Source organism: Pseudomonas sp. (assembly GCF_049590575.1).
Classification (GTDB): domain Bacteria; phylum Pseudomonadota; class Gammaproteobacteria; order Pseudomonadales; family Pseudomonadaceae; genus Aquipseudomonas.
The window spans coordinates 1-26282 of sequence record NZ_JBAWDE010000021.1 but is presented as its reverse complement, the minus strand read 5'-3'; the positions used below and the strand labels follow the sequence as shown (position 1 = coordinate 26282).

Annotated in this window: 24 protein-coding genes; 17 read left to right on the top strand and 7 right to left on the bottom strand. The window is 60.8% G+C overall.

The window, feature by feature from the left end; genetic code table 11:
- The first annotated feature begins 63 nt into the window (after positions 1-63).
- On the top strand, positions 64-1110 hold the full coding sequence (gene pyrC / locus WBR57_RS01805; RefSeq protein ID WP_424081573.1) for a dihydroorotase: 1047 nt from the start codon (positions 64-66) through the stop codon (positions 1108-1110).
- Positions 1107-1778, top strand: coding sequence for a ribonuclease T (rnt, locus tag WBR57_RS01800; RefSeq protein WP_010564138.1), 672 nt, complete (start codon positions 1107-1109; stop codon positions 1776-1778). Before pyrC ends, rnt begins: the two co-directional genes overlap by 4 nt.
- Before the next feature lie 64 nt (positions 1779-1842).
- Here rnt and WBR57_RS01795 read toward each other — a convergent pair whose 3' ends face one another.
- A complete protein-coding gene (locus tag WBR57_RS01795) occupies positions 1843-2445 on the bottom strand; it encodes a peroxiredoxin (protein WP_057724790.1) in 603 nt (200 codons plus the stop codon).
- 244 nt (positions 2446-2689) lie between these two features.
- Here WBR57_RS01795 and WBR57_RS01790 point away from each other — a divergent pair, with 244 nt between their 5' ends.
- The gene (locus tag WBR57_RS01790; protein WP_010564137.1) at positions 2690-2908 is read left to right on the top strand and encodes a bacterioferritin-associated ferredoxin; all 219 of its coding nucleotides are present in this window, start codon (positions 2690-2692) and stop codon (positions 2906-2908) included.
- 201 nt (positions 2909-3109) lie between these two features.
- Positions 3110-3580, top strand: coding sequence for a bacterioferritin (gene bfr / locus WBR57_RS01785; RefSeq protein WP_012722487.1), 471 nt, complete (start codon positions 3110-3112; stop codon positions 3578-3580).
- A gap of 66 nt (positions 3581-3646) precedes the next feature.
- On the opposite strand, the gene grxD is transcribed toward bfr, so the two are convergent.
- Together grxD and WBR57_RS01775 are read right to left on the bottom strand one after the other, a co-directional pair.
- Positions 3647-3985: a Grx4 family monothiol glutaredoxin gene (gene grxD / locus WBR57_RS01780; protein ID WP_056857625.1), complete on the bottom strand. Its 339-nt coding sequence runs from the start codon at positions 3983-3985 to the stop codon at positions 3647-3649.
- 84 nt (positions 3986-4069) lie between these two features.
- Entirely contained in the window at positions 4070-6178 is a 2109-nt protein-coding gene (locus WBR57_RS01775; RefSeq protein WP_424081568.1) for a molybdopterin oxidoreductase family protein, read from the bottom strand.
- A gap of 434 nt (positions 6179-6612) precedes the next feature.
- Between WBR57_RS01775 and argF the strand changes: the two genes are divergently transcribed.
- Together argF and WBR57_RS01765 are read left to right on the top strand one after the other, a co-directional pair.
- A complete protein-coding gene (gene argF / locus WBR57_RS01770; RefSeq protein WP_424081566.1) occupies positions 6613-7533 on the top strand; it encodes an ornithine carbamoyltransferase in 921 nt (306 codons plus the stop codon).
- A complete protein-coding gene (locus tag WBR57_RS01765; protein ID WP_424081564.1) occupies positions 7530-8639 on the top strand; it encodes an ABC transporter ATP-binding protein in 1110 nt (369 codons plus the stop codon). The genes argF and WBR57_RS01765 overlap by 4 nt, the downstream gene beginning before the upstream one ends.
- Positions 8640-8781: 142 nt before the next feature.
- Here the strand turns inward: WBR57_RS01765 and ybaK are convergent, their stop codons facing one another.
- On the bottom strand, positions 8782-9252 hold the full coding sequence (gene ybaK, locus WBR57_RS01760; RefSeq protein WP_424081562.1) for a Cys-tRNA(Pro) deacylase: 471 nt from the start codon (positions 9250-9252) through the stop codon (positions 8782-8784).
- Positions 9253-9578: 326 nt separating this feature from the next.
- Between ybaK and WBR57_RS01755 the strand changes: the two genes are divergently transcribed.
- The 11 genes from WBR57_RS01755 to WBR57_RS01705 all read left to right on the top strand — a co-directional run bounded on the left by WBR57_RS01755 (position 9579) and on the right by WBR57_RS01705 (position 21889).
- A complete protein-coding gene (locus WBR57_RS01755; protein WP_424081560.1) occupies positions 9579-10433 on the top strand; it encodes an MIP/aquaporin family protein in 855 nt (284 codons plus the stop codon).
- A gap of 76 nt (positions 10434-10509) precedes the next feature.
- Positions 10510-12015, top strand: coding sequence for a glycerol kinase GlpK (gene glpK, locus WBR57_RS01750; protein ID WP_424081558.1), 1506 nt, complete (start codon positions 10510-10512; stop codon positions 12013-12015).
- Between the two features lie 95 nt (positions 12016-12110).
- Positions 12111-12866: a DeoR/GlpR family transcriptional regulator gene (locus WBR57_RS01745; protein ID WP_010212755.1), complete on the top strand. Its 756-nt coding sequence runs from the start codon at positions 12111-12113 to the stop codon at positions 12864-12866.
- Between the two features lie 245 nt (positions 12867-13111).
- Entirely contained in the window at positions 13112-14650 is a 1539-nt protein-coding gene (gene glpD / locus WBR57_RS01740; protein ID WP_424081556.1) for a glycerol-3-phosphate dehydrogenase, read from the top strand.
- Between the two features lie 305 nt (positions 14651-14955).
- Positions 14956-15882: a glutamate/aspartate ABC transporter substrate-binding protein gene (locus tag WBR57_RS01735; protein ID WP_424081554.1), complete on the top strand. Its 927-nt coding sequence runs from the start codon at positions 14956-14958 to the stop codon at positions 15880-15882.
- A 193-nt stretch (positions 15883-16075) separates the two neighbouring features.
- The gene (locus tag WBR57_RS01730) at positions 16076-16822 is read left to right on the top strand and encodes an amino acid ABC transporter permease (RefSeq protein WP_003208731.1); all 747 of its coding nucleotides are present in this window, start codon (positions 16076-16078) and stop codon (positions 16820-16822) included.
- A complete protein-coding gene (locus WBR57_RS01725) occupies positions 16822-17493 on the top strand; it encodes an ABC transporter permease subunit (protein ID WP_043048812.1) in 672 nt (223 codons plus the stop codon). Before WBR57_RS01730 ends, WBR57_RS01725 begins: the two co-directional genes overlap by 1 nt.
- Positions 17490-18224: an amino acid ABC transporter ATP-binding protein gene (locus WBR57_RS01720; protein WP_010170183.1), complete on the top strand. Its 735-nt coding sequence runs from the start codon at positions 17490-17492 to the stop codon at positions 18222-18224. The genes WBR57_RS01725 and WBR57_RS01720 overlap by 4 nt, the downstream gene beginning before the upstream one ends.
- Positions 18225-18303: 79 nt before the next feature.
- On the top strand, positions 18304-20205 hold the full coding sequence (locus WBR57_RS01715) for a sensor histidine kinase (RefSeq protein ID WP_424081550.1): 1902 nt from the start codon (positions 18304-18306) through the stop codon (positions 20203-20205).
- Positions 20202-21551, top strand: coding sequence for a sigma-54-dependent transcriptional regulator (locus tag WBR57_RS01710; RefSeq protein WP_424081548.1), 1350 nt, complete (start codon positions 20202-20204; stop codon positions 21549-21551). The genes WBR57_RS01715 and WBR57_RS01710 overlap by 4 nt, the downstream gene beginning before the upstream one ends.
- Positions 21551-21889 carry a GlpM family protein gene (locus WBR57_RS01705; protein ID WP_424081546.1) on the top strand — a complete coding sequence of 113 codons (339 nt, stop codon included), beginning with the start codon at positions 21551-21553 and terminating at the stop codon, positions 21887-21889. Before WBR57_RS01710 ends, WBR57_RS01705 begins: the two co-directional genes overlap by 1 nt.
- A gap of 53 nt (positions 21890-21942) precedes the next feature.
- Here the strand turns inward: WBR57_RS01705 and WBR57_RS01700 are convergent, their stop codons facing one another.
- The 3 genes from WBR57_RS01700 to WBR57_RS01690 are packed head-to-tail and all read right to left on the bottom strand — an operon-like array spanning position 21943 to position 26223.
- Positions 21943-23340 carry a sigma-54-dependent transcriptional regulator gene (locus WBR57_RS01700; protein WP_424081544.1) on the bottom strand — a complete coding sequence of 466 codons (1398 nt, stop codon included), beginning with the start codon at positions 23338-23340 and terminating at the stop codon, positions 21943-21945.
- The gene (locus WBR57_RS01695) at positions 23330-25099 is read right to left on the bottom strand and encodes an ATP-binding protein (protein ID WP_424081543.1); all 1770 of its coding nucleotides are present in this window, start codon (positions 25097-25099) and stop codon (positions 23330-23332) included. Before WBR57_RS01695 ends, WBR57_RS01700 begins: the two co-directional genes overlap by 11 nt.
- Positions 25096-26223 carry a GNAT family N-acetyltransferase gene (locus WBR57_RS01690; RefSeq protein WP_424081541.1) on the bottom strand — a complete coding sequence of 376 codons (1128 nt, stop codon included), beginning with the start codon at positions 26221-26223 and terminating at the stop codon, positions 25096-25098. Before WBR57_RS01690 ends, WBR57_RS01695 begins: the two co-directional genes overlap by 4 nt.
- Positions 26224-26282: the final 59 nt, after the last annotated feature.

The window sequence follows — 26282 nt, the reverse complement described above, 5'->3', positions numbered from 1 at the left end:
CGAGTGCCTGCAAGAGTCTTTTCCGGTAGCATTCCCACCAGATTGACCCGCCTGGAATCCCCAATGTCCGACCGCCTGACCCTGCTGCGTCCCGACGACTGGCATATTCATCTTCGCGATGGTGCTGCGTTACCCCAAACCGTGGCTGATGTAGCGCGCACGTTTGGCCGCGCCATCATCATGCCCAACCTGGTACCGCCGGTGCGTAATGCCGAGCAAGCCGACGCCTATCGCCAGCGTATCCTCGCTGCACGACCGGCCGGCAGCCGCTTCGAACCGTTGATGGTGCTTTACCTCACCGACCGCACCCAGCCCGAGGAAATCCGCGAGGCCAAGGCCAGCGGCTTCGTGTACGCCGCCAAGCTGTACCCGGCAGGTGCGACCACCAACTCCGACTCCGGCGTGACCAGTATCGACAAGATCCTGCCCGCGATCGAAGCGATGGCTGAGGTCGGCATGCCGCTGCTGATCCATGGTGAAGTGACGCGCGGGGACGTCGACGTGTTCGACCGCGAGAAGATCTTTATCGACGAGCATATGCGCCGCGTGGTCGAGCTGTTCCCGACCCTGAAAGTGGTGTTTGAACACATCACCACCGCCGACGCCGTGCAGTTTGTCAGCGAGGCTTCGGCCAATGTGGGCGCGACCATCACCGCGCATCATTTGCTCTACAACCGCAACCACATGCTGGTGGGTGGGATTCGGCCGCACTTCTATTGCTTGCCGATCCTCAAGCGCAACACTCATCAGGTGGCCCTGCTGGATGCCGCCACCAGCGGCAGCCCGAAGTTCTTCCTCGGCACTGACTCCGCGCCTCACGCTCAGCACGCTAAAGAAGCTGCGTGTGGCTGTGCCGGTTGCTACACCGCGTATGCCGCCATCGAGCTGTATGCCGAAGCATTCGAACAACGCAATGCCCTGGACAAGCTCGAAGCTTTCGCCAGCCTGAATGGCCCGCGTTTCTACGGCCTGCCGGCGAATACCGACCGCATCACCCTGGTCCGTGAAGACTGGACCGCCCCTGCCAGCCTGCCGTTTGGCGAGCTGACTGTCATCCCGCTGCGCGCCGGTGAAACACTGCGCTGGCGCCTGCTGGAGGAAAGCAAGTGAGTGAAGACCATTACGACGACGAACACGAGCACAGTGGTGGCGGCTCCCGCCACCCGATGGCCGAGCGTTTTCGCGGCTATCTGCCGGTTGTCATCGACGTAGAGACCGGTGGCTTCAACTGCGCCACCGACGCCCTGCTGGAAATCGCCGCGACCACCATTGGCATGGACGAACAGGGTTTTGTGTTCCCGGAGCACACCCACTTTTTCCGCGTCGAGCCGTTCGAAGGCGCGAACATCGAAGCAGCGGCCCTGGAATTCACCGGAATCAAGCTCGACCATCCGTTGCGCATGGCCGTGAGTGAAGAAGCGGCGCTGACCGATATATTCCGTGGTGTGCGCAAGGCGTTGAAGGCCAACGGCTGCAAACGCGCGATCCTGGTCGGCCACAACAGCAGCTTCGACCTGGGCTTTTTGAATGCCGCCGTGGCGCGCCTGGACATGAAGCGCAACCCGTTTCACCCGTTCTCCAGCTTCGACACCGCCACCCTCGCAGGCCTGGCGTATGGCCAGACCGTACTGGCGAAAGCCTGCCAGGCGGCCGGTATCGACTTCGACGGGCGTGAAGCCCACTCGGCCCGCTACGACACCGAAAAGACGGCCGAGCTGTTCTGCGGCATCGTCAACCGCTGGAAGCAGATGGGCGGATGGGAAGACTTCAACGACTGAAGTTGAATCCCGCGCATAAAAAAACCGGCCCTCACAGGCCGGTTTTTTTTGCTTCGAACGGGGCTTACAGCTTGCCGGCGTTCTCGGTCAGGTAAGCCGCAACACCTTCGGTGGAAGCGGTCATGCCTTTGTCGCCTTTTTTCCAGTTGGCAGGGCAGACTTCGCCGTGCTCTTCGTGGAATTGCAGAGCATCGACCAGGCGGATCAGCTCTTCCATGTTACGGCCCAGCGGCAGGTCGTTGATGATCTGCGAACGCACAACGCCCTTGTCGTCGATCAGGAACGCGCCACGGAACGCCACGCCGCCTTCGGACTCAACGTCGTAGGCCTTGGCGATGTCGTGCTTCATGTCGGCAGCCATGGTGTATTTGACCTTGCCGATGCCGCCATCATTGATGGCGGTGTTGCGCCAGGCGTTGTGGGTGAAATGGGAGTCGATGGATACGGCAACCACTTCAACATTACGCGCCTTGAAATCGTCCATGCGGTGGTCCAGAGCGATCAGCTCCGAAGGGCAGACAAAGGTGAAGTCCAGTGGGTAGAAGAATACCAGGCCGTATTTGCCTTTGATGGCTTCAGACAGTTTGAAGCTGTCAACGATTTCGCCATTGCCGAGGACGGCAGGTACGTCGAAATCCGGGGCTTGTTTGCCGACGAGTACGCTCATTGGATATCTCCTGATGGTGGTGACTTGAAGTAAAAGGACCCGATCCAGTGTGCCGTGGGTAAACGACAGCGCTGTGACGGGATCACGCTTCGTGAAGACCGACCATCATACACGCCTCGATAAAAAACCGTTCGTCAGAGGACGATCATTATGCCGGGACAGCCCCAGAACTACTTTGACAATCATTCTCGTTAACATTAAGATCCATCGCACTTAAGCCTTAAACCCGCGACGGTTCTCCCTTATGTATGTGTGCCTGTGTACCGGCGTCACCGACGGACAAATCCGCGAAGCAATCTACGAAGGTTGCTGCAGCTACAAGGAAGTGCGTGAAACCACCGGCGTTGCCAGCCAGTGTGGCAAATGTGCTTGCCTCGCCAAGCAAGTGGTACGGGAAACACTGACGCAGCTGCAGACAGCCCAGGCCGCGCTCCCCTACTCAGCAGAATTTACACACGCCTAAATAGGCGTGTTTTAAAGAACCGGACCTAGTGTCCGGTTTTTTTATGCCCGTAATTCAATTAGTTAGCGCCAAGACGCGGAACACAAACATTCTTATTCCGATTAATTTTCATTTATTATTCAATAACTTAGGTTTGACACTAGGGAATTCGCCGCTCAAACTCCGCCTTATACACAGCTATTACAGGGCAGGACCCCAGTCATGAAAGGCGACATCTCAGTCATCCAGCAACTCAACAAAATCCTTGCCAATGAACTGGTCGCGATCAATCAGTACTTTCTGCATGCACGCATGTATGACGATTGGGGCCTGGAAAAGCTCGGCAAACGTGAATACAAAGAATCCATCAAAGCCATGAAGGACGCCGACGCGCTGATCAAGCGCATCCTGTTCCTGGAAGGCCTGCCGAACGTGCAGGACCTGGGCAAGCTGAACATCGGCGAGCACACCCAGGAAATGATCAGCAGCGACCTGGGCTTTGAACGCAAGAGCCACAGCGACCTCAAGGCCGCCATCGCGCACTGCGAAACCAAGGGCGACTTCGGCAGCCGTGAACTGCTGGAAGACATCCTCGAAGACCAGGAAGAGCATATCGACTGGCTGGAAACCCAGCTGGGCCTGATCGACAAAGTCAGCCTGGAAAATTACCTGCAGTCGCAGATGGGCGAATAAGCCTCCACGCGCAGGTACAAAAAAGCCCCGCTCTCTGATGAGAAGCGGGGCTTTTTTACGTCTGCATCACGCGTCAGTCTTGGCTGCCGCGTTTGCCGCTGCTTCTTTGATCAGCGCTTGCAGCGAACCGTCAGCCGCCATTTCGGTGATGATGTCGCTACCGCCGACCAGCTCACCGGCTACCCACAGTTGTGGGAAAGTCGGCCAGTTGGCGTACTTCGGCAGGTTGGCGCGGATTTCAGGGTTCTGCAGGATATCCACGTAGGCGAATTTTTCGCCACACGCCATGATGGCCTGGGACGCCTTCGCGGAGAAACCGCACTGAGGAGCGTTCGGGGCGCCCTTCATGTAAAGCAGAATGGTGTTGTTGGCAATCTGCTCTTTGATCGTTTCGATGATATCCATGGAACACCTCGGCTGGAACTTTGCGACTCACAGGTCGGCACGGTGGCGCATTGTAACGCAAAATTCCAGTGCGGTGCTCGAGCCTTAAGCGGCCGCCACCTGCACCGGCACGCCATTCAGCGCCGCGTTTCCAGACAATTCATCCAATTGCCGCTCGTCGGTCAAGTCATTCGCACTCGCTCCGGGCTGCGCGCTGGCGATGCCCATCTGCACGCCCGGGCGGCCATGCCCCCAGCCGTGTGGCAGACTGACCACGCCGGGCATCATGTCCAGGCTGGCCAGCACTTCAACCTCAATCATGCCAATGCGCGAACTCACGCGCACGCGCTGGCCATCATTCAGCCGCCGGCTGGCCAGGTCATCCGGGTGCATCAGCAACTGGTGCCGAGGTTTGCCTTTCACCAGCCGATGATAGTTATGCATCCAGGAATTATTACTGCGCACATGACGACGGCCAATCAGTAACAGCTCGTCGGCCACTGGCACAGGCTGCGCCGCGAACCGCGCCAGGTCCGCGAGGATCACTGCCGGCGCCGCCTGCACCTTGCCATCAGCGGTTTTCAAGCGGGCGGCCAGGTTGGGTTTGAGCGGGCCCAGGTCCACGCCATGCGGGTGATCCGCCAGCATCGTCAGCGACAGTTTGTGGGTGGACGCGTCGCCATAAGCGCCGGCACGCAGCCCGAAATCGATCATCTGTGCCGGAGGCATGGTGGGCTTGAGCGCGGCGCCGGTCTGCGCAGCAAACGCTTGGGCCAAGCCGACAAAAATTTCCCAGTCATGCAGAGCACCTGCCGGCTTGGGCAAGATCGCGCGATTGAAGCGGGTGACGTTGCGCACTGCGAACATATTGAACGTGGTGTCGTAGTGATCGTTTTCCAGCGCCGAGGTGGACGGCAGGATCAGGTCGGCGTAGCGCGTCGTCTCGTTGATATACAGATCGATGCTGACCATGAACTCCAGCCCATCCAAGGCCTGCTCCAGCTGACGACCGTTAGGCGTCGACAACACCGGGTTGCCCGCCACCGTCACCAGGGCGCGGATCTGCCCTTCGCCCGCGGTCAGCATTTCTTCCGCCAGGGCCGACACGGGCAGCTCGCCGCCGTACTCCGGCCGCCCGGAAACCCGGCTCTGCCAGCGATTGAAATGCCCGCCACCGGTGGACGCTACCAGGTCCACTGCCGGCGTGGTGCACAACGCGCCGCCGACACGGTCGAGGTTGCCGGTCACCAGGTTGATCAACTGCACCAGCCAGTGGCACAGCGTGCCGAACGCTTGGGTCGATACACCCATGCGCCCGTAGCATACGGCCTTGTCCGCCGCAGCAAAGTCCCGTGCCAGCTGGCGGATCTGCTCGGCCGGCACCGCACATTGGCGGCTCATGGCGTCGGCGGTGAATCCGGCGATGGCGCGGCGCACCTCCTCAAGGCCGTCGACCGGCAGGTGCGTTTCGCGGGTCAGGCTCTCGCTGAACAAGGTGTTGAGCACGCCAAACAGCAGCGCCGCGTCGCCGCCCGGCCGTACGAAAATGTGCTGGTCGGCAATCGCTGCCGTCTCGCTGCGCCGTGGGTCGACCACCACCACTTTACCGCCCCGCGCCTGGATCGCCTTGAGGCGCTTCTCCACATCGGGCACGGTCATGATGCTGCCATTGGACGCCAGCGGGTTGCCGCCCAGGATCAGCATGAAGTCGGTGTGATCGATGTCCGGGATCGGCAGCAGCAGCCCGTGCCCGTACATCAAATAGCTGGTGAGGTGATGCGGCAACTGGTCCACCGAGGTCGCGGAAAAGCGGTTGCGCGTCTTGAGCTGACCCAGGAAGTAGTTGCTGTGGGTCATCAGCCCATAGTTGTGCACGCTGGGGTTGCCCTGGTACACCGCCACCGCATTTTGGCCATGCCGTGCCTGTATGCCCGCGAGCCTTTCGGCTACCAGCGCAAAGGCGTCTTCCCACGGGATCGGCTGCCATTCGCTGCCCACTCGCAGCATCGGCTGGTGCAGGCGGTCCGGGTCATTCTGGATGTCCTGCAGGGCCACGGCCTTGGGGCAGATATGCCCACGGCTGAAGGTATCCAGCGCATCGCCCTTGATTGAGGTAATCGCCAGGCTGCCGTCGTCGGCTTGAGTGGTTTCCAGGGTCAGGCCGCAGATGGCTTCACACAGATGGCAGGCACGGTGGTGGAGAGTCTTGGTCATGGCCAGTCTCTTTATTGGGCGTTGGCCTGACTATGGGCCGCGCCGCGGCCGGGCACCAGTAACGTTCGCCGCGTGAATCGATAAGCATCAGGCCAGGCCATGGCCAAACGTGAGCAAATGTTTCAGAAGCTTGCCGCACAGCCGCTGAAACCGACACAGCCTGGCCCGTGCCCGCCCCCGCGCATTGCAAAAGGTTGCGACGCCAGTGTACAAATGGCCCGCTGCTGTGTGGATTTCGTCTTCAAAAGCGCTCGTGCGCCCTTCTTGAACACCGCTAAAAACCGTAGCCCTATTGGTAAGACGCGACATTTAATTATAAGATCGCGCCTTCCCCTATTTCGTCGCCCCGTGCGGCTTTCGCCGCAGGTCTCGCCCGTTGTCACAATAAACAAGGCTTTGAGTATCTGCGGTCTGTTGCAAAAAGGTAGTTAATGATGAGCGCAAGGCACTTTCTCTCCCTGATGGATTGCACGCCCGAAGAGCTGGTCAGCGTGATCCGTCGAGGCATTGAGCTTAAAGACCTGCGTAACCGCGGCGTATTGTTCGAGCCTTTGAAAAACCGCGTGCTCGGGATGATTTTCGAGAAGTCGTCGACCCGCACCCGCGTTTCGTTTGAAGCCGGCATGATCCAACTGGGCGGCCAGGCCATTTTCCTGTCGTCGCGCGATACCCAGCTGGGCCGTGGCGAGACCATCGCCGACAGCGCCATTGTGATGTCGAGCATGCTCGACGCGGTGATGATCCGTACCTTTGCCCACAGCACCGTGACCGAATTTGCCGCCCACTCGCGCGTGCCGGTGATCAACGGCCTGTCCGATGACCTGCACCCCTGCCAGTTGCTGGCCGACATGCAAACCTTCCTCGAGCACCGCGGCTCGATCCAGGGCAAGACCGTGGCCTGGATCGGCGACGGCAACAACATGTGCAACAGCTATATAGAAGCGGCGATCCAGTTCGACTTCCAACTGCGCATCGCTTGTCCTGAAGGCTACGAGCCGGACGCGCGCTTCCTCGCATTGGCTGGCGACCGTGTGACGTTGGTACGCAACCCGCAGGACGCGGTGGTCGGCGCGCACCTGGTCAGCACCGACGTCTGGACCTCCATGGGCCAGGAAGAAGAAACCGCCAAGCGCCTGGCCCTGTTCGCGCCGTTTCAGGTCACCCGTGCCCTGCTCGACCAGGCCGCGCCGGACGTGCTGTTCATGCACTGTCTGCCGGCTCACCGTGGCGAGGAAATCAGCCTCGACCTGCTCGACGATCAGCGCTCGGTGGCGTGGGACCAGGCTGAAAACCGCCTGCACGCGCAAAAGGCCCTGCTCGAATTTCTCGTTCCGCCGTCGTACCACCACGCATGAGCCAGCCATTACTGCTGAACCTGCGCAATCTGGCATGCGGCTATCAAGATCAACGGGTGGTGCAGAACCTCAACCTGCACCTCGATGCCGGCGACATCGGCTGCCTGCTCGGCTCTTCGGGCTGCGGCAAGACCACCACCCTGCGCGCGATCGCCGGCTTTGAGCCGGTGCACGAAGGCGAAATCAGCCTGGCCGGTGAAGTCATCTCCAGCTCCGGGTTCACCCTGGCCCCGGAGAAACGTCGGATCGGCATGGTGTTCCAGGACTACGCACTGTTTCCGCACCTGAGCGTGGCCGACAACATCGCGTTCGGCATTCGCAAGCACCCGAAAAAAGACCGTGTAGTCGCTGAACTGCTGGAACTGGTCAACCTGAAGAACCTCGGCAAACGCTTTCCCCACGAGCTTTCAGGCGGCCAGCAACAGCGTGTGGCCCTGGCCCGTGCATTGGCGCCGGAACCCCAGCTGCTACTGCTGGACGAACCCTTCTCCAACCTCGACGGCGAGCTGCGGCGCAAGCTCAGCCATGAGGTGCGCGAGATCCTCAAGGCACGCGGCACCAGTGCGATCCTGGTCACCCATGATCAGGAAGAGGCGTTCGCCGTAAGTGATCAGGTCGGTGTGTTCAAGGAAGGCCGGCTGGAGCAGTGGGACACGCCCTATAACCTCTACCACGAACCGCAGACGCCGTATGTTGCGAGTTTTATCGGCCAAGGTTATTTCATCCGTGGCCGACTGAGCTCACCCGAATCGGTAAGTACCGAGCTGGGCGATCTGCGCGGCAATCGTGCCTACGCCTGGCCGACCGGCGGCGCGGTGGATGTGCTGCTGCGCCCGGATGACATCGTGTATGCGCCGGACAGCGCATTGAAAGCACGGATAGTCGGCAAGACATTCCTCGGCGCGTCGACCTTGTATCGCCTGCAACTGCCGACGGGTGCGCAGTTGGAGTCGATCTTCCCCAGCCACGCAGACCACCCGGTAGGTGTGGACGTGGGCATTCGGGTGGCGGCTGAACATCTGGTGCTGTTCCAGGCCTCGGGCAGCACCGCCGCGCAGATTCCTAAAACCGACTCCGGCGTACGCCGTTACAGCTCCGCTGGCTGAGTCACTGAAGACACCCACGCAAAAATGTGCGAGCTGGCTTGCCTGCGTTAGCATCACCTCGGTTTACCTCAAAGACCGAGGCGCCTGCATCGCGGGCAAGCCCGACTCCCACATTGGATATCATGCTCTTCAAAAGTGAAATTCAGGCCCGGCCAATCGGTGCAAATTTGGCCCGGGTATGCTCTGCCAGCACCGCCGCCGGCAACTCCACTTCCAACCCCCTTCTGCCCGCACTCACAAAAATCGTCGCGAACGGCTGCGCCGTCACATCGATAAACGTGCGCAAGCGCTTCTTCTGCCCCAATGGGCTGATGCCACCCAGCAAGTATCCGGTGGAGCGTTGCGCCGCGGCCGGGTCGGCCATTTCGACTTTCTTAACCCCGGCAGCGTGGGCCAGGGCCTTCAAGTCCAGACTTCCGACGACCGGCACCACCGCCACCAGTAATTCGCCCTTTTCACTGCTGGCCAGCAAGGTCTTGAACACCTGCGCCGGGTCGAGGCTCAATTTCTCCGCGGCCTCCAGGCCATATGAAGCAGCCTTGGGGTCATGCTCGTAACTGTGGATGCGATGTTCGGCGCGAACTTTTTTCAACAGATCCAATGCAGGTGTCATGGCCTCTCCGGGCTTGGCAAACAGTTGGCCAATTCTAGGCCAACCCCGCGTAAAACGCTCTAGTGCGCGCGGTGCCGAGGGATAGGCTTCGAGGGTGCGGCGTGATCATTCACCAGACCAATAGTTGGAAAGTGACTACCGGTTCACTTTCGACCTTTGACAGCCGTCATTCTTGTCTATATTTTTTCGTTTCCGAATACTGTAGGAATAGACCTACGGTTTTCCAGCAGTAAGCCGCGTAGGAGATGGGGATCACCTCCACGGTGAAAATCGCGCATGGCCCGTTGAGGCCAATCGCCAGACAAGAACAACAATTGAGGTTTTCCATGACAACTGCTCTTCAACAGCCTTCACTTTCGAGCCAATGCATGGCCGAATTCCTCGGGACTGCGCTTCTGATCTTCTTCGGTACGGGATGTGTCGCTGCGCTCAAGGTCGCGGGTGCCAGCTTTGGCCTATGGGAAATCAGTATCATCTGGGGGATCGGCGTCAGCATGGCGATCTACCTGAGCGCCGGTATTTCCGGGGCTCACCTCAACCCGGCGGTCAGTATCGCGCTGTGCCTGTTTGCCGATTTCGAAAAGCGCAAACTGCCCTTCTATATCCTCGCCCAGGTTGCCGGTGCCTTTTGCTCGGCGGCGTTGGTGTACACGCTCTACAGCAACCTGTTTTTCGATTACGAACAAACCCACCATCTGGTGCGCGGCACACAAGCCAGCCTGGAATTGGCGTCGGTGTTCTCCACCTATCCCCACGCGCTGCTGAGCACTGCCCAGGCGTTCCTGGTGGAAATGGTGATTACCGCGATCCTGATGGGTGTGATCATGGCGCTCACCGATGACAACAATGGCCTGCCACGCGGCCCGCTGGCGCCGCTGCTGATCGGCCTGCTGATTGCGGTGATCGGCAGCGCCATGGGCCCATTGACCGGCTTCGCGATGAACCCGGCACGGGATTTCGGGCCCAAGCTGATGACCTTTTTCGCCGGCTGGGGTGAAATGGCCTTCACTGGCGGCCGCGATATTCCTTACTTCCTGATTCCGATTTTCGCGCCAATTGTCGGCGCATGCCTCGGTGCTGCGGCCTACCGCGGGCTGATTGCCCGCCATCTGCCCAGCGCCGAACCTGCTATAGCTGAAACACCTGACACGGCTGTCAACGGCAAGACTCGCATTTCCTGAAAGCGCCAGCCTGGTCCCCTGCCCTTCGCGGCCCAGGCTGATTTCTGACTTCCTTATTTCGTCCAAGGCAATTCACATGACCGATATCGAGAATAAGAACTACATCATTGCCCTCGATCAGGGCACCACCAGTTCCCGCGCGATCATCTTCGATCGTGACGCCAACGTGGTCTGCACCGCCCAGCGTGAATTCACTCAGCATTACCCCCAGGCCGGCTGGGTCGAACATGACCCGATGGAAATTTTCGCCACCCAGAGCGCGGTGATGGTCGAGGCCCTGGCACAAGCCGGCCTGCACCATGACCAGGTCGCCGCCATCGGTATCACCAACCAGCGTGAAACCACCGTGGTATGGGACAAGATCACCGGCCGCCCAATCTACAACGCCATCGTCTGGCAATGCCGCCGCAGCACCGAGATCTGCCAGCAGCTCAAGCGCGACGGCCACGAGCAGTACATCAACGACACCACCGGCCTGGTCACCGACCCGTACTTCTCGGGCACCAAGCTCAAGTGGATCCTCGACAACGTTGAAGGCAGCCGCGAGCGCGCGCGCAACGGCGAACTGATGTTCGGCACCATCGACAGCTGGCTGATCTGGAAATTTACCGGCGGCAAAACCCACGTCACCGACTACACCAACGCCTCGCGCACCATGCTCTTCAACATCCACACCCTGGAGTGGGATGCGAAGATGCTGGAGATTCTCGACGTGCCGCGCGAAATGCTGCCGGAAGTGAAATCCTCCTCGGAAATCTACGGCCGCACCAAAAGCGGCATCGCCATCGGCGGTATCGCCGGTGACCAGCAAGCGGCGCTGTTTGGCCAGATGTGCGTGGAGCCCGGCCAGGCCAAAAACACCTACGGCACCGGTTGCTTCCTGCTGATGAACACCGGCGACAAGGCGGTCAAGTCCAAGCACGGCATGCTCACCACCATCGCCTGTGGCCCGCGCGGCGAAGTGGCCTACGCCCTCGAAGGCGCAGTCTTCAATGGCGGTTCCACCGTGCAGTGGCTGCGTGATGAGCTGAAAATCATCGCCGACGCCACCGACACCGAATACTTCGCCGGCAAGGTCAAGGACAGCAACGGCGTGTACCTGGTCCCGGCATTCACCGGCCTGGGCGCCCCGTACTGGGACCCGTATGCGCGTGGCGCACTGTTCGGCCTGACCCGCGGCGTGCGTGTGGATCACATTATTCGTGCCGCCCTGGAGTCGATTGCCTACCAGACCCGCGACGTGCTGGACGCGATGCAGCAGGATTCCGGCGAGCGCCTCAAGGCCCTGCGTGTGGACGGCGGCGCGGTGGCCAACAACTTCCTGATGCAATTCCAGGCCGATATTCTCGGCACGCAGGTCGAGCGCCCGCAAATGCGCGAGACCACCGCACTCGGCGCCGCCTACCTGGCCGGCCTGGCCTGCGGGTTCTGGGGCAGCCTGGACGAACTGCGCGGCAAGGCCGTGATCGAGCGCGAATTCGAACCGCAGCTGGACGAAGTGGCCAAGGAGAAGCTCTACGCCGGCTGGCAAAAAGCGGTCAGCCGCACCCGCGACTGGGAACCCCACGAAGGCGCTGAATAAGCCAAGCGCCGGACCTCTATAGGGTTGTAACTGGCAGGGAGCAGATTCCTGCGTCATCATGGGCCACTTTTGTATGGCAGCCCAAAGGACGCCCCATGAATCTGCCTCCCCGCCAGCAACAAATCCTCGAACTGGTCCGCGAACGCGGCTACGTCAGCATCGAGGAAATGGCGCAGCTATTTGTTGTCACCCCGCAAACCATCCGCCGCGATATCAACCAACTGGCGGATGCCAATCTGCTGCGCCGCTACCACGGCGGCGCGGCCTATGACTCCAGCGTCGAAAACACCGCGTACGCCATGCGTGCCGACCAGATGCGCGACGAGAAACAGCGCATCGGCGAAGCCATCGCCGCGCAAATCCCCGATCACGCCTCGCTGTTCATCAATATCGGTACCACCACCGAATCCATCGCGCGCGCGCTGCTGAACCACAACCACCTGAAAATCATCACCAACAACCTCAACGTCGCCACCATGCTCAGCGCCAAGGACGACTTCGATGTGTTGCTGACCGGCGGCAACGTGCGCCGTGACGGCGGCGTGGTGGGGCAGGCGAGCGTGGATTTCATCAACCAGTTCAAGGTCGACTTCGCCCTGGTAGGGATCAGCGGTATCGACGAAGACGGCAGCCTGCTCGACTTCGACTACCAGGAAGTGCGGGTTTCCCAGGCGATCATCGCCAATGCGCGCCAGGTGATCCTGGCGGCCGACTCGAGCAAATTCGGGCGCAATGCCATGATTCGTTTGGGGCCGATCAGCCTGGTGGACTGCCTGGTGACCGATCAGCAGCCGGTGCCGGCGCTGGTGCAGTTGTTGAACCAGCATAAGGTTCGGCTGGAAGTCGTTTAGCGCCTTCGCTCGCGCCATCGGGGTAAGCCCCCTCCCACATTGGAATGCGATCAACCTGTGGGAGAGGGCTTGCCCCCGATGGCGATCGATCTGACACCCTCATGTTCACAAATTTTCCCTTTCCACCCCTTCGATGAGTTTTTTCAATCGAAGTCGGGTGGCTGCGCGCGCATTTATCAGCTACTATTTTCGGAAATGAACATTAATGTTCGTATTCCAATACAAAATGATCGCGAGGCCAGCCGATGAACCCTTCTACCTTGCCTGCCCCACCGCTTGCCGAAGTCTATGACGTCGCCGTTATCGGCGGCGGGATCAACGGCGTCGGGATTGCAGCAGACGCAGCCGGGCGCGGTTTGTCGGTATTCCTTTGCGAAAAGGACGACCTCGCCAGCCATACGTCGTCAGCCAGCAGCAAGCTGATCCACGGCGGCCTGCGTTACCTTGAACATTACGAATTCCGCCTGGTGCGTGAGGCCCTGGCCGAACGTGAAGTGCTGCTGGCCAAGGCCCCGCACATCGTCAAGCAGATGCGCTTTGTGCTGCCGCACCGCCCGCACCTGCGCCCGGCCTGGATGATTCGTGCCGGCCTGTTCCTGTATGACCACCTGGGCAAACGCGAAAAACTCGCCGGCTCCAAAAGCCTCAAGTTTGGCCCGGACAGCCCGCTGAAAAGCGAAATCACCAAGGGCTTCGAATACTCCGACTGCTGGGTCGACGACGCGCGTCTGGTGGTGCTCAACGCCATGGCCGCCCGCGAAAAAGGCGCGCATATCCACACCCAGACCCGTTGCGTCAGCGCACACCGCAGCAACGGCATGTGGGAAATGAACATGGAACGCGCCGATGGCAGCCTGTTCTCGATTCGTGCCCGCGCCCTGGTCAATGCGGCCGGTCCATGGGTCGCCAAGTTCATCAAGGAAGACCTGAAGCTGAGCTCGCCCTACGGCATCCGCCTGATCCAGGGCAGCCACCTGATCGTGCCGAAACTGTACGAAGGCGCCCATGCGCACATCTTGCAGAACGAAGACCAGCGCATTGTCTTCACCATTCCGTACCTGAACCACCTGACCATCATCGGCACCACCGACCGCGAATACACCGGCGACCCGGCTGCAGTTGCGATTACCGAAGGCGAAACCGACTACATGCTCAAGGTGGTCAATGCCCACTTCAAGAAGCAGGTCAGCCGCGACGACATCGTCCACACCTACTCCGGTGTTCGCCCGCTGTGCAACGATGAGTCGGATAACCCCTCGGCCATCACCCGTGACTACACCCTGTCGCTGTCCGGCGAGAAGGGCGAGGCACCGATTTTGTCGGTGTTCGGCGGCAAGCTGACCACCTACCGCAAGCTCGCCGAATCGGCGATGGCGCAACTGGCGCCGTACTTCACGCAGATGCGCCCAAGCTGGACCGCCACGGCCAGCCTGCCAGGCGGCGAAGACATGACCACGCCAGAGGCCCTGGCCGAGGCGATCCGCGCCAAATTCGACTGGGTGCCGAGCGAAATCGCGCGCCGCTGGTCGACCACCTATGGCAGCCGCACCTGGCGCCTGCTGGAAGGCGTGCAATCGCTGACCGACCTGGGCGACCACCTGGGTGGCGGCCTCTACACCCGCGAGGTTGACTACCTGTGCGCTGAAGAATGGGCGACCCAACCGCAGGACGTACTGTGGCGCCGTACCAAGCTCGGCCTGTTCACCACCCCTGAAGAACAGGAAAACCTGCACCGTTACCTGTCCAAGGTTGAACAGAACCGCAGCAAGATCGAAGCTGCCTGACAGCCCGGTACTACAAAAGCCCCTGCGTCGAAAGTCGCAGGGGCTTTTTTTTGCGTTCGGTTTTCCGAACACCCCAATCCTGACTATTCGGTTTGCCGGACTAAACGACTGTGTATTACTCGCCGTTTAAATTTAATATCTTTATAAATCATATAGTTGGGCATTTTCTTTGGGGCTGGCACGACTCATGCTCTACACTCCCTGACGATTACCCGTAACGCCTCAGGCGCCGTTACAGGCATTCGCAGTACAAAGAGAGCCGTCTAGCCGGCTTCATAAAAAAAACAAATGTCGAGGAAGTATTGATGCGCATCGTTCCCCATATCCTGGGCGCAGCTATCGCTGCTGCTCTGATCAGCACTCCAGTTTTCGCCGCCGAACTCACCGGCACACTGAAGAAAATCAACGACTCCGGCACCATCACTCTCGCTCACCGCGACAGCTCCATTCCGTTTTCCTACATCGCGGATGCTTCGGGCAAACCCGTGGGCTACTCCCACGACATTCAGTTGGCGATCGTCGAACAACTGAAAAAAGACCTGAACAAACCCGACCTCAAGGTCAAGTACAACCTGGTGACCTCGCAAACCCGTATCCCGTTGATTCAGAACGGCACCGCGGACGTTGAGTGCGGCTCCACCACCAACAACGCCGAACGCGCCCAGCAGGTTGATTTCACCGTCAACATCTTCGAAATCGGCACCCGTCTGCTGGTCAAGAAAGACAAGGATGGCAAGCCGTCCTACGCTGACTTTGCCGACCTGAAAGGCAAAAACGTGGTGACCACCGCCGGCACCACGTCCGAGCGCATCATCAAAGCGATGAACGCCGACAAGCAAATGGGCATGAACGTCATCTCCGCCAAAGACCACGGCGAATCCTTCCAGATGCTCGAAAGCGGCCGCGCCGTTGCCTTCATGATGGACGACGCCCTGCTGGCCGGCGAAGAAGCCAAGGCCAAGAAGCCGGATGACTGGGTCATTACCGGTACTCCACAGTCCTTTGAAGCCTACGCGTGCATGGTTCGTAAAGACGACCCGGCCTTCAAGAAAGCCGTGGATGGCGCCATCGTCGCCCTGTTCAAATCCGGCGAGATCAACAAGATCTACAGCAAGTGGTTCGAGAGCCCGATTCCACCAAAAGGCCTGAACCTGAACTTCCCGATGAGCGACAAGGTGAAGGAGCTGATCGCCAACCCAAGCGACAAGCCAGCACCTGACGTAAAAATCTGATACCTGACTAAGCTTATCGCCTGAGGGAGCCAACCTCTCTCAGGCGTCTGTTACTACCTGCTGGCTTTAATTTGGAACACTCGACCTGGCGGTTTTCGAGCCGATCGCGTGTGCCTGGCGTTCACCGTCAGGCGGGAAAGGATCTTCCCCAAGCGGGTGCTTGTACATCGATCGACTTCGAGGGGAGACCCTAATGAATTACAACTGGGACTGGGGCGTGTTCTTCAAGTCCACCGGCGTGGGCAGCGAGACTTATCTCGACTGGTACATCGCCGGCCTGGGCTGGACCATCGCCATCGCCGTCGTGGCCTGGATTATCGCCTTGCTGCTGGGCTCCATTCTGGGGGTCATGCGCACTGTGCCAAACCGCATCGTGTCGGGCATCGCGACCTGCTACGTGGAACTGTTTCGTAACGTACCGCTGCTGGTTCAGCTGTTCATCTGGTACTTCCTGATACCCGACCTGCTGCCGCAGAACCTGCAGGACTGGTACAAACAGGACCTCAACCCGACGACCTCGGCTTACCTGAGCGTTGTCGTGTGCCTGGGCCTGTTCACCGCCGCCCGTGTATGCGAACAAGTGCGTACCGGCATCCAGGCGCTGCCACGCGGCCAGGAATCCGCCGCACGCGCCATGGGCTTCAAGCTGCCGCAGATCTACTGGAACGTGCTGCTGCCCCAGGCCTACCGGATCATCATTCCGCCGCTTACCTCGGAATTCCTCAACGTGTTCAAGAACTCCTCCGTGGCGTCCTTGATCGGCTTGATGGAACTGCTGGCGCAAACCAAGCAGACCGCCGAGTTCTCGGCCAACCTGTTTGAGGCCTTCACCCTGGCCACGCTGATCTACTTCACCCTGAACATGAGCCTGATGCTGCTGATGCGCGTGGTCGAGAAGAAAGTCGCCGTGCCCGGCCTGATCTCCGTGGGGGGTAAATAATGGAATTCGATTTCAGCGGCATCATCCCCGCCATCCCGGGCCTGTGGAACGGCATGGTCATGACCCTGCAGTTGATGGTCATGGGCGTGGTCGGCGGCATCATCCTGGGGACCATCCTCGCGTTGATGCGCCTGTCTTCCAGCAAACTGCTGTCGCGCCTGGCCGGCGCCTATGTGAACTACTTCCGTTCGATCCCACTGCTGCTGGTGATCACCTGGTTCTACCTGGCGGTGCCGTTCGTGCTGCGCTGGATCACCGGCGAAGACACCCCGATCGGCGCGTTCACCTCCTGCGTCGTGGCCTTCATGATGTTCGAAGCCGCGTACTTCTGTGAGATCGTGCGGGCCGGCGTGCAGTCGATCCCTAAGGGCCAGATGGCGGCGGCACAGGCGATGGGCATGACGTATGGCCAGACCATGCGCCTGATCATCCTGCCCCAGGCGTTCCGCAAGATGACCCCGTTGCTGCTGCAACAGTCGATCATCCTGTTCCAGGACACCTCGCTGGTCTACACCGTGGGCCTGGTGGACTTCCTCAACTCCGCCCGCTCGAACGGCGACATCATCGGCCGCTCCAACGAGTTCCTGATCTTCGCCGGTGTCGTCTACTTCATCATCAGCTTTTCCGCCTCGCTGCTGGTCAAGCGTCTGCAAAAAAGGTTTGCCGTATGATCTCTATCAAGAACATCAACAAGTGGTATGGCGACTTCCAGGTGCTGACCGATTGCAGCACCGAGGTTAAAAAAGGCGAAGTGATCGTGGTGTGTGGGCCGTCGGGCTCGGGCAAGTCCACCCTGATCAAATGCGTGAACGCGCTGGAGCCGTTCCAGAAAGGCGACGTGGTGGTCGATGGCACGTCCATCGCCGACCCGAAGACCAACCTGCCGAAACTGCGTTCGCGCGTGGGCATGGTGTTCCAGCACTTCGAGCTGTTCCCGCACCTGACCATCACCGAAAACCTGACCATCGCACAGATCAAGGTGCTCGGCCGCAGCAAGGAAGAAGCCACCAAGAAAGGCCTGCAACTGCTGGAGCGCGTCGGCCTGTCGGCGCACGCCCACAAGCATCCGGGGCAACTGTCCGGCGGCCAGCAACAACGTGTGGCAATCGCCCGCGCCCTGGCCATGGACCCGATCGTCATGCTGTTCGACGAACCGACCTCGGCGCTCGACCCTGAGATGGTCAACGAAGTGCTCGACGTGATGGTGCAACTGGCCCACGAAGGCATGACCATGATGTGCGTGACCCACGAAATGGGCTTCGCGCGCAAAGTGGCCGACCGCGTGATCTTCATGGACGCCGGCAAGATCATCGAAGACTGCCCCAAAGAAGAGTTCTTCGGCGACATCAGCGCCCGCTCCGAACGCGCGCAGCACTTCCTTGAGAAAATCCTGCAGCACTAAGCAATCAAACCCGAGCCAATGTGGGAAGGGGCTTGCCCCCTCCCACATGGCAAGCTCTGGTTGACCCAAGGCATCTGTGATGAAATGCGACCCCAACCAATTTCGCGCCGCACCGCCATCACTTGCCGTGAAACCTCGCCTGATTCGCCAACTGTTCCTGCCGCCGTTGATCATCGCCCTGATGATCGGCCTGGGTTACATCGGCTTCTGGGTCAGTGAGTACTATGGCATTCGCACCCTCAGCGACAATGGCGAACGCCAGCTGGAGCTGCATGCCCGGACTGTCGAAAGCGAACTGAGCAAATACACATACCTGCCCAGCCTTCTGGAACTGGAGTCCAGCGTCTCCACACTGCTGGCCGACCCGAACCAGGAAACCCGCAAGACCGTCAACGATTACCTCGAAGGCCTGAACCGACGCAGTCGCAGTCGGGCTATCTACGTGATGGACACCACCGGCCGCGTGCTGGCCACCAGTAACTGGCGCGATGCCGACAGTTACCAGGGTGAAGACCTGTCCTTCCGTGCCTATTTCCAGAATGCCGTGCGCGGCCAGCCCGGGCGTTTCTACGGCATCGGCAGCACCAATGGCGAACCCGGCTACTACCTGGCCCATGGCCTGGAGGAGCACGGCAAGATCATCGGTGTGGCCGTGGTCAAAGTGCGCCTCGAAGCCCTGGAAGAACGCTGGCAACGCGCGCGTCTCGAAGCGTTTGTAAGCGACGAAAACGGCATCATCATCCTCTCCAGCGACCCGGCCCGCCGCCTCAAGGCCGTGCGTCCGCTGAGCGATGACACCAAGGATCGCCTGGCCCACAGCCTGCAATATTACTGGGCAACCCTGAACGAGCTGGAACCCCTGGCCCGTGAACGCATCAACGAAGGCGCCGAGAAGCTGACCTTCCCGGCCAACAGCGAAGTGGTGAACGACGAGCACGCGGTCAGCTACCTGGCACAAACCCGCCCACTCAACGACACGCCGTGGAATTTCACCCTGCTCACGCCGCTCAATGACCTGCGCCGCGCGGCAATCAACCAGGGCATCCTGGTGGCCGTCGCGTTTGGCCTGGTCGCGTTTCTGCTGATCGCCTGGAACGAGCGCCGCAAGGTCATCGCCACCCGCCTCGCCGCGCGGGAAGCCTTGCAGGAAGCCAATAGCCAACTGGAGCGTCGGATTGCCGAACGCACCAGCGACCTGCGCGCCAGCAATGAACGGCTCAAGGGCCAGATCCGCGAGCGCCGCCAGGCCGAAGAAACCCTGCGCCGCGCCCAGGATGAACTGGTGCAGGCCGGCAAGCTGGCGGCCATCGGCCAGATGTCCACCAGCATCGCCCATGAATTGAACCAGCCATTGGCCGCGCTGCGCACCCTGTCGGGCAACACCGTGCGCTTTCTGGAGCGTGGTGCGCTGGACACCGCCAGCGCCAACCTCAAGACCATCAACGAGCTGATCGACCGCATGGGCCGCATCACCGCCAGCCTGCGCTCGTTTGCCCGGCGCGGCGATGACCAGGGCGAAGCCAACCTCGGCAAAGCCGTGGACGCCGCCTTCCAGGTACTCGGCGCACGCCTGGACGGCCTGCCGCTGACCGTGCACCGCGACTTCAGCAACGCCCAACTGCAGATCGACCAGACACGCCTCGAGCAGATCCTGGTCAACCTGATCGGCAACGCCCTCGATGCGATGCAGGCGCAACCGGCCCCCGAACTGTGGCTGGACGGGCACAGCAGCGAGGGCAAATACCGCTTGCAAGTGCGCGACAACGGCCACGGTATCGACCCCGAGGCACGCAAACATTTATTCGAACCGTTCTTCACCACCAAACCCGGCGAGCAAGGCCTGGGCCTGGGCCTGACCCTGTCCGCCAGCCTCGCGGCGGCCACCGGCGGCAACCTCGCCGTCGAACACCCGGCCAGTGGTGGTACGGCCTTTGTCTTGAGCCTGCCGTTGGTGGGCACTCAAAAAGCTGAGTCGACATGAATACAGACGCTACAGCCCCCAAAGACGACCTCACCGTGCTGATCGTCGAAGACGACCCACATGTGCTGCTCGGCTGCCAGCAAGCCCTGGCGTTGGAAGACATTCCCAGCGTCGGCGTGGGCAGTGCCGAAGAAGCCTTGAAGCGCATCGGCGAGAATTTCGCCGGCATTGTGATCAGCGATATTCGCCTGCCGGGCATCGACGGTCTGGAGCTGCTCACGCGCCTCAAGGCCCTGGATAAAAGCCTGCCGGTGGTGTTGATCACCGGGCACGGCGACATTTCCATGGCCGTCGGCGCAATGCGCAACGGCGCTTATGACTTCATGGAAAAACCCTTCTCTCCTGAGCGCCTGGTCGATGTGGCGCGCCGCGCCCTCGAGCAGCGCGGGCTGGCGCGGGAAGTCTGGTCGCTGCGCCGCCAGTTGGCCGAGCGCGATTCGCTCGAAGGCCGCATCATCGGGCGCTCGCCGGCCATGCAGAACCTGCGTGAACTGATCGCCAACGTCGCCGACACCTCGGCCAACGTGCTGATCGAAGGCGAGACCGGCACCGGCAAGGAACTGGTCGCGCGCTGCCTGCATGATTTCAGCCGGCGCCATTCCCACCCGTTTGTCGCCTTGAACTGCGGCGGCCTGCCGGAGAACCTGTTCGAAAGCGAGATTTTCGGCCACGAAGCCAACGCTTTTACCGGCGCCGGCAAGCGGCGTATCGGCAAGATCGAGCACGCCCATGAAGGCACGCTGTTCCTCGATGAAGTGGAAAGCATGCCGATCAACCTGCAGATCAAATTGCTGCGGGTATTGCAGGAACGCACCCTGGAACGCCTGGGCTCGAACCAGAGCGTGGCGGTGGATTGCCGGGTGATCGCCGCCACCAAGTCCGACCTCGACGAACTGAGCCGCGCCAACCAGTTCCGCAGCGACCTGTACTACCGCCTCAACGTGGTGACCCTGGAGCTGCCACCCCTGCGTGAGCGCCGCGAAGACATCCTGCAGCTGTTCGAACACTTCCTGCAGCAGTCCTCCCTGCGTTTTGACCGCAGCGTGCCGGAGCTAGATAACCAGACCGTATCGATCCTGATGAGCCACGACTGGCCCGGCAACGTGCGCGAGCTGCGCAACGTCGCCGAGCGATTTGCCCTGGGTTTGCCCGCCTTCAAGAAAAGCGGCAGCGGCACCGTCAACCATGGCCTGGCCTTTACCGAGGCGGTGGAAGCGTTCGAGCGCAACCTGCTCAACGACGCGTTGCAACGCAGCGGCGGCAACCTGACCCAGGCCAGCCAGGAATTGGGCATGGCCAAGACCACACTGTTCGACAAGGTCAAGAAATACGGGTTGAGCCACTGATGGATCTGTTATTGAAGGCTGCCCTCGGCGCGGCGGTGGTACTGATACTCGCCGCACTGGCCAAGACCAGAAACTATTACATCGCCGGCCTGGTGCCGCTGTTTCCGACCTTTGCGTTGATCGCGCATTACATCGTCGGCAAAGGGCGTTCGGTGGAAGATTTGAAGACCACGATCCTGTTCGGGATGTGGTCGATCATTCCGTACTTTGTGTATTTGGCGACGTTGTACGTGCTGGTTGATCGGCTGCGCTTGGAAGCGTCCTTGGCCGTAGCCGCGGTAGCCTGGCTGATGGCGGCGACGGTCCTGGTGAGTATCTGGGTACGCATCCACGCCTGAGCCGACCCGGTCAAAAAATGTGCGAGGGGGCAAGCCCCCTCCCACATTTTTAATCAGCGGACGATCTTGTCCACCTGAATGCCCAGCTTCTTCAGCCGATACCAGAAACTCCTCTCGGAAATCCCGATCTTCGCCGCCGCGGCGGCCTGCACGCCGTTACTCTCCTGCAACGCCGCCAGAATGTAGGCCTTCTCGACCTCCGCCAGCGCCGCATCCAGGTCCTGGGGAATGCCCGGCCCATCGCTGAGAATCGCCGTCACGCCGCCCTCGCTGGGCCGGGAAGCAAACAGATAACCCGGCAGGTCGATGTCCTCGATCACCGCTGAGGCGGCGACGATGGTCGCGCGCTCCACACAGTTTTGCAGCTCACGGATATTGCCCGGCCAGTGATAAGCCGCCATCGCCTGCAGTGCGTCGGGGCTGAAGCCAGTGATGCGTTTGCCGGCGGTGGCGCTGAGGGTCTGGGCGAAGTGCCGGGCCAGCGGCGCGATGTCTTCCACACGTTCGCGCAGGGCCGGCAATGGAATCGGGAACACGTTGAGCCGGTAATACAGGTCTTCGCGAAACTCCTTGTTGGCCACCGCGTCCAGCAGGTTCTTGTTGGTCGCGGCGATCACCCGCACATCCACTTTGCGCTCGCGCGGGTCGCCCACCGGTTCGATCACGCGTTCCTGCAACGCGCGCAGAATCTTGGCCTGCAACGCCAACGGCATATCGCCGACCTCGTCGAGAAACAGCGTGCCCTTGTCGGCCTGTTGGAAACGCCCGATGCGATCCGCCACAGCGCCAGTAAAGGCGCCCTTGCGATGGCCGAACATTTCACTCTCCAGCAGGCCTTCGGGGATGGCCGCGCAATTGACCGCCACGAAGGGTTTGTCGGCACGGCTGCCGTGCTTGTGGATGGCGCGGGCGACCATTTCCTTGCCGGTACCGCTTTCGCCGGTCAGCAGGATGGTCGCGCTGCTGTCACGCACCGAATCCACCGCCTGCAGCACTTTGCGAAACGCCGGGCTGTCGCCCACCAGGCTGTCGAACTGCGCGTGCTCATCCAGCTCGGCGCGCAAGCGCGCGTTGTCGCGCATGATGTCGCGAAACTGCAGGGCCTTGGCCACGGTGATGTCCAACTCGTCGATGTCGAACGGCTTGGCGATGTAGTCATAGGCGCCGTTGCGCATCGACTGCACGGCGTTTTTAACCGTGCTGTAGGCGGTCATGACAATCACCGGCACATGCGGGTAGCGTTGTTTGATCTCCGCCAGCAAGGCCGGGCCGTCCATGCCCGGCATGCGCCAGTCGCTGATCACCAGGTCGATGTCTTCCTGCTCGAGTACCTTGAGCGCGTGCAGGCCGTTGCCGGCAATAAAGACCTGCACGCCGTTCTGGCCCAGGGCCGACGCGAGCAGGTCGCAGAGCTTGGGTTCGTCGTCGACTACCAGAATGTTATGCGTCATGACTGTCCTCGTCGTCTTCGCCTATCGCCGGAATGTACAGGCTGAACGTGGCGCCGGCATCTTTGTCGCTGGCACATTCGATGTTGCCGTCGTGACTTTCCATGATCGAATAGACTTTGGCCAGGCCCAGGCCGGTGCCGGAAGCCTTGGTGGTGACGAATGGCGTGAAGATGCGTTCGATCATTTCCGCCGGAATGCCCTGGCCGGTGTCGCCGATGCTGATCACCGTATTGCCGCCGGCGCTGCGAATGCCCAGGGTCAGGCGCCCGCCTTCGGGCATGGCGTCGATGGCGTTGAGGATCAGGTTCAGACACGCCTGCTTGAGTTGCTTGGCGTCCGCGTAGAGCGTCGCCCCCGGCGCCTGGTCGTCGATCTGCGCATCGATGTTATGGCTGGCCAGTTCCGGCGCGCAGAACCCGAGGATTTCCTCCACCAGCGGGCGCGCCGGCTGCAGCACGCGCAACGGCGGGTTGGGCTTGGCGAAATCGAGGAACTCGGTGATCAGGTCGTTGATGCGGCTGACTTCGCTGATCACGTATTCCAGGTGGCGCTTGTCGGCCTCGGCCAGGTCGGCGCGACGGTGCAGCAATTGCGTGGCGGTTTTGATGATGCCCAGCGGGTTGCGGATTTCGTGGGCCAGGCCCATGGCGACCTCGCCCAAGGCATGCAGGCGATCACGCCGGCGCAGCTGGGCCTCGAGGTGATGCAATTCCCCCAGGCGCTCGGTCATGTGGTTGAAGGTGCTGCTCAACTGCGCCAGCTCGTCGCCGCCGGTGACCTGCACGCGGTGCTCGTAATTGCCGGAAATCACCGCGCTCACGCCTTGGGACAAATCCCGCAGCGGCTGGGTCAGGCGCCGCGACACCAGCACCCCGGCCGCCAGCGACAACGCCGAGCTGAGCAGGAAAATCAACACAAACAAATTGCTCTGGTTCACCAGCCCGACCAGGCTGGTATGGCGCAGCAAGCCGCTGAAAATCACGCCTTGCAAGTCGCCGGCATCATTGAAAATCGGCCAGTACAAACCACTGTAGTTATTGGTGAATTGCTCGCTCGGCTGCTTGGTGCTGCGCATCGCGGCTTCAACGTTTTTCGGAATGCGCGCCGGGTGATCCTCAAAGCGCTGGGTCGAGAATATTTCCGAGAAACCCTCGGGGTTGGCCAGGTACAGACGCAGGTCGAGGGAATGCACGTCGGCGACGCTGGTCAGAAAGCTGCTGTCCAGGTAGGTGCCCACCAGCAGCAGGTAGTCGACGCCGTCCTGGGTGGTCTCGAAAGTCGAAATCACAATCCCGGTGCTCACGCCGCCCACCTGCACGGTCTGCAGCACGGTGTTCGGGGCGAGGCTGATCTGTTTGACGATGTCATCGGCGGCGGTGCTGAACACGACTTTTTGATCGCTGGTGCGGATCAGCGCGACCACGTCGATGTCGGTGGCGTCGGCAATGTCGGTGGTCAGGCGGTCGTGTTTGGCCGCCTGCTTGCTGGACGGCGGGCTGGTGTAGCGCAGGAACAATTTGGCCATGCGCGCGTTGTCATGAAGGATGTCACCGATCTCGTCCTTGACGATCTTGGTCGACTCCTGCAGCCAGATACGCACGTTGCTGTCGAAGATCTGCGACAGCGTAGTGGCGGCCAGCTCCGCGGCAATCATGGTGGGAATCACGCTGACCAACCAGAACGCCAGCACCAGCTTGCGCTGGACGCTCCAGCGCGAAATGGCAAAGGGACGGGCTTTCTGGCGGGTCTTGGTGATCATCGGGTTTCGCTTATCGCAGCAGCCATGGCAGGGTCGGAACGATCCGGTCGGAAAAACATTTTCACTACTTTGAGCAGGCCGTTCACCAGCCGATTACGGTGGCGGAAGAACAGGCTGTTGCCGTGGAATTCGCACCCCAGGCGCAGCTTACTGGCATACCCGGCCTGCCCGCACTCGTACAGCGCAATATTGTGCTGGATACAGTAGTCGATATTGGTCAGCCAGCTGCGGAAGTAGAGGTTGTAATCACGGGTGAATTCAACGTCATGCCCGAAGAACTTGTCCACCAGGCGATGTTCATCCACCAGCACCAGGTTGAACGCTACCAATTGCTCGTCCACCCAGTAAAGAACACACATCGCGCGCGCTTCGAGGCGTTCGAGCACGCCGGTGAAGTAGTCGGCGGGCAACCGCTCGAACTGCAACTCGGCACGCGCAAGGGTTGCCTCATACAGGCGCATGACCTCGGGCAGCACGTCATCGATATTGCGTCGCCATTCCACCCGTGGGCCCGGTGCGCGCAATTTGCGGCGCAGGTCCTTGCGCGTGGATTTGCCCAGCGAGCCGAGGTAGGCGTCGACCGAGCCATAGGGGAGCGGCAAAACGCCCGTGGGCAAACTCGGCATGCTCTGAAAGCCTGCCGCCCGGCAACTCGCGAGCCAATGCGGGTCCTGTGTGGGGGCGTCCTTGACGGCCACCAGGCCGATACCGAAGTCGTCGGCGTCCTGGCGTGCAGCCTGCAACAGGTGTTTGAGCAACAGCGGGCGCCGCGATTCGGCTACATGGCTGGCGACGCCGGCGTCGCAACGCTCCGCCACCGGTGAGCCGAGGGCGTACAGCCCCAGCTGCAAAATACCCGGCCACAGCCGCTCCACGCGCTCGGTCAGGCGTTTGCTGGCGCCCGACACCGTGGTGTCGAGCCGGTAGTGGGTGATGAACGCTGCGGCCACGGCCACCAGCGTTCCATCCTCGTAAACGGCGAGGTAACGCCACTTGAAGTCATCCATCGCGGCGTTTTCCACGGCGACGTAATAGTCCCAGTCCTCCAGGGCACCGGGAAAGCAGTCGTTCCAGGCACTGCGCTGGATGGCCCGGATGGTCGGGAAGGCTTGCTTGGTTATCACATCTTTCCCTTATTGCTATGGCGTACACCATTCAAATGTGGGCTGGCTTTTGTGGGAGC

Coding starts and splice junctions, on each gene's coding strand:
- WBR57_RS01725 (WP_043048812.1), top strand. CDS start 16,822: ATGGAATTCGATTTCAGCGGCATCATCCCCGCCATCCCGGGCCTGTGG.
- bfr (WP_012722487.1), top strand. CDS start 3,110: ATGAAAGGCGACATCTCAGTCATCCAGCAACTCAACAAAATCCTTGCC.
- WBR57_RS01710 (WP_424081548.1), top strand. CDS start 20,202: ATGAATACAGACGCTACAGCCCCCAAAGACGACCTCACCGTGCTGATC.
- ybaK (WP_424081562.1), bottom strand. CDS start 9,252: ATGACACCTGCATTGGATCTGTTGAAAAAAGTTCGCGCCGAACATCGC.
- WBR57_RS01745 (WP_010212755.1), top strand. CDS start 12,111: ATGAATCTGCCTCCCCGCCAGCAACAAATCCTCGAACTGGTCCGCGAA.
- glpK (WP_424081558.1), top strand. CDS start 10,510: ATGACCGATATCGAGAATAAGAACTACATCATTGCCCTCGATCAGGGC.
- WBR57_RS01720 (WP_010170183.1), top strand. CDS start 17,490: ATGATCTCTATCAAGAACATCAACAAGTGGTATGGCGACTTCCAGGTG.
- WBR57_RS01790 (WP_010564137.1), top strand. CDS start 2,690: ATGTATGTGTGCCTGTGTACCGGCGTCACCGACGGACAAATCCGCGAA.
- grxD (WP_056857625.1), bottom strand. CDS start 3,985: ATGGATATCATCGAAACGATCAAAGAGCAGATTGCCAACAACACCATT.
- WBR57_RS01730 (WP_003208731.1), top strand. CDS start 16,076: ATGAATTACAACTGGGACTGGGGCGTGTTCTTCAAGTCCACCGGCGTG.
- WBR57_RS01735 (WP_424081554.1), top strand. CDS start 14,956: ATGCGCATCGTTCCCCATATCCTGGGCGCAGCTATCGCTGCTGCTCTG.
- argF (WP_424081566.1), top strand. CDS start 6,613: ATGAGCGCAAGGCACTTTCTCTCCCTGATGGATTGCACGCCCGAAGAG.
- WBR57_RS01775 (WP_424081568.1), bottom strand. CDS start 6,178: ATGACCAAGACTCTCCACCACCGTGCCTGCCATCTGTGTGAAGCCATC.
- WBR57_RS01705 (WP_424081546.1), top strand. CDS start 21,551: ATGGATCTGTTATTGAAGGCTGCCCTCGGCGCGGCGGTGGTACTGATA.
- WBR57_RS01795 (WP_057724790.1), bottom strand. CDS start 2,445: ATGAGCGTACTCGTCGGCAAACAAGCCCCGGATTTCGACGTACCTGCC.
- WBR57_RS01715 (WP_424081550.1), top strand. CDS start 18,304: ATGAAATGCGACCCCAACCAATTTCGCGCCGCACCGCCATCACTTGCC.
- pyrC (WP_424081573.1), top strand. CDS start 64: ATGTCCGACCGCCTGACCCTGCTGCGTCCCGACGACTGGCATATTCAT.
- WBR57_RS01695 (WP_424081543.1), bottom strand. CDS start 25,099: ATGATCACCAAGACCCGCCAGAAAGCCCGTCCCTTTGCCATTTCGCGC.
- WBR57_RS01755 (WP_424081560.1), top strand. CDS start 9,579: ATGACAACTGCTCTTCAACAGCCTTCACTTTCGAGCCAATGCATGGCC.
- glpD (WP_424081556.1), top strand. CDS start 13,112: ATGAACCCTTCTACCTTGCCTGCCCCACCGCTTGCCGAAGTCTATGAC.
- WBR57_RS01700 (WP_424081544.1), bottom strand. CDS start 23,340: ATGACGCATAACATTCTGGTAGTCGACGACGAACCCAAGCTCTGCGAC.
- WBR57_RS01765 (WP_424081564.1), top strand. CDS start 7,530: ATGAGCCAGCCATTACTGCTGAACCTGCGCAATCTGGCATGCGGCTAT.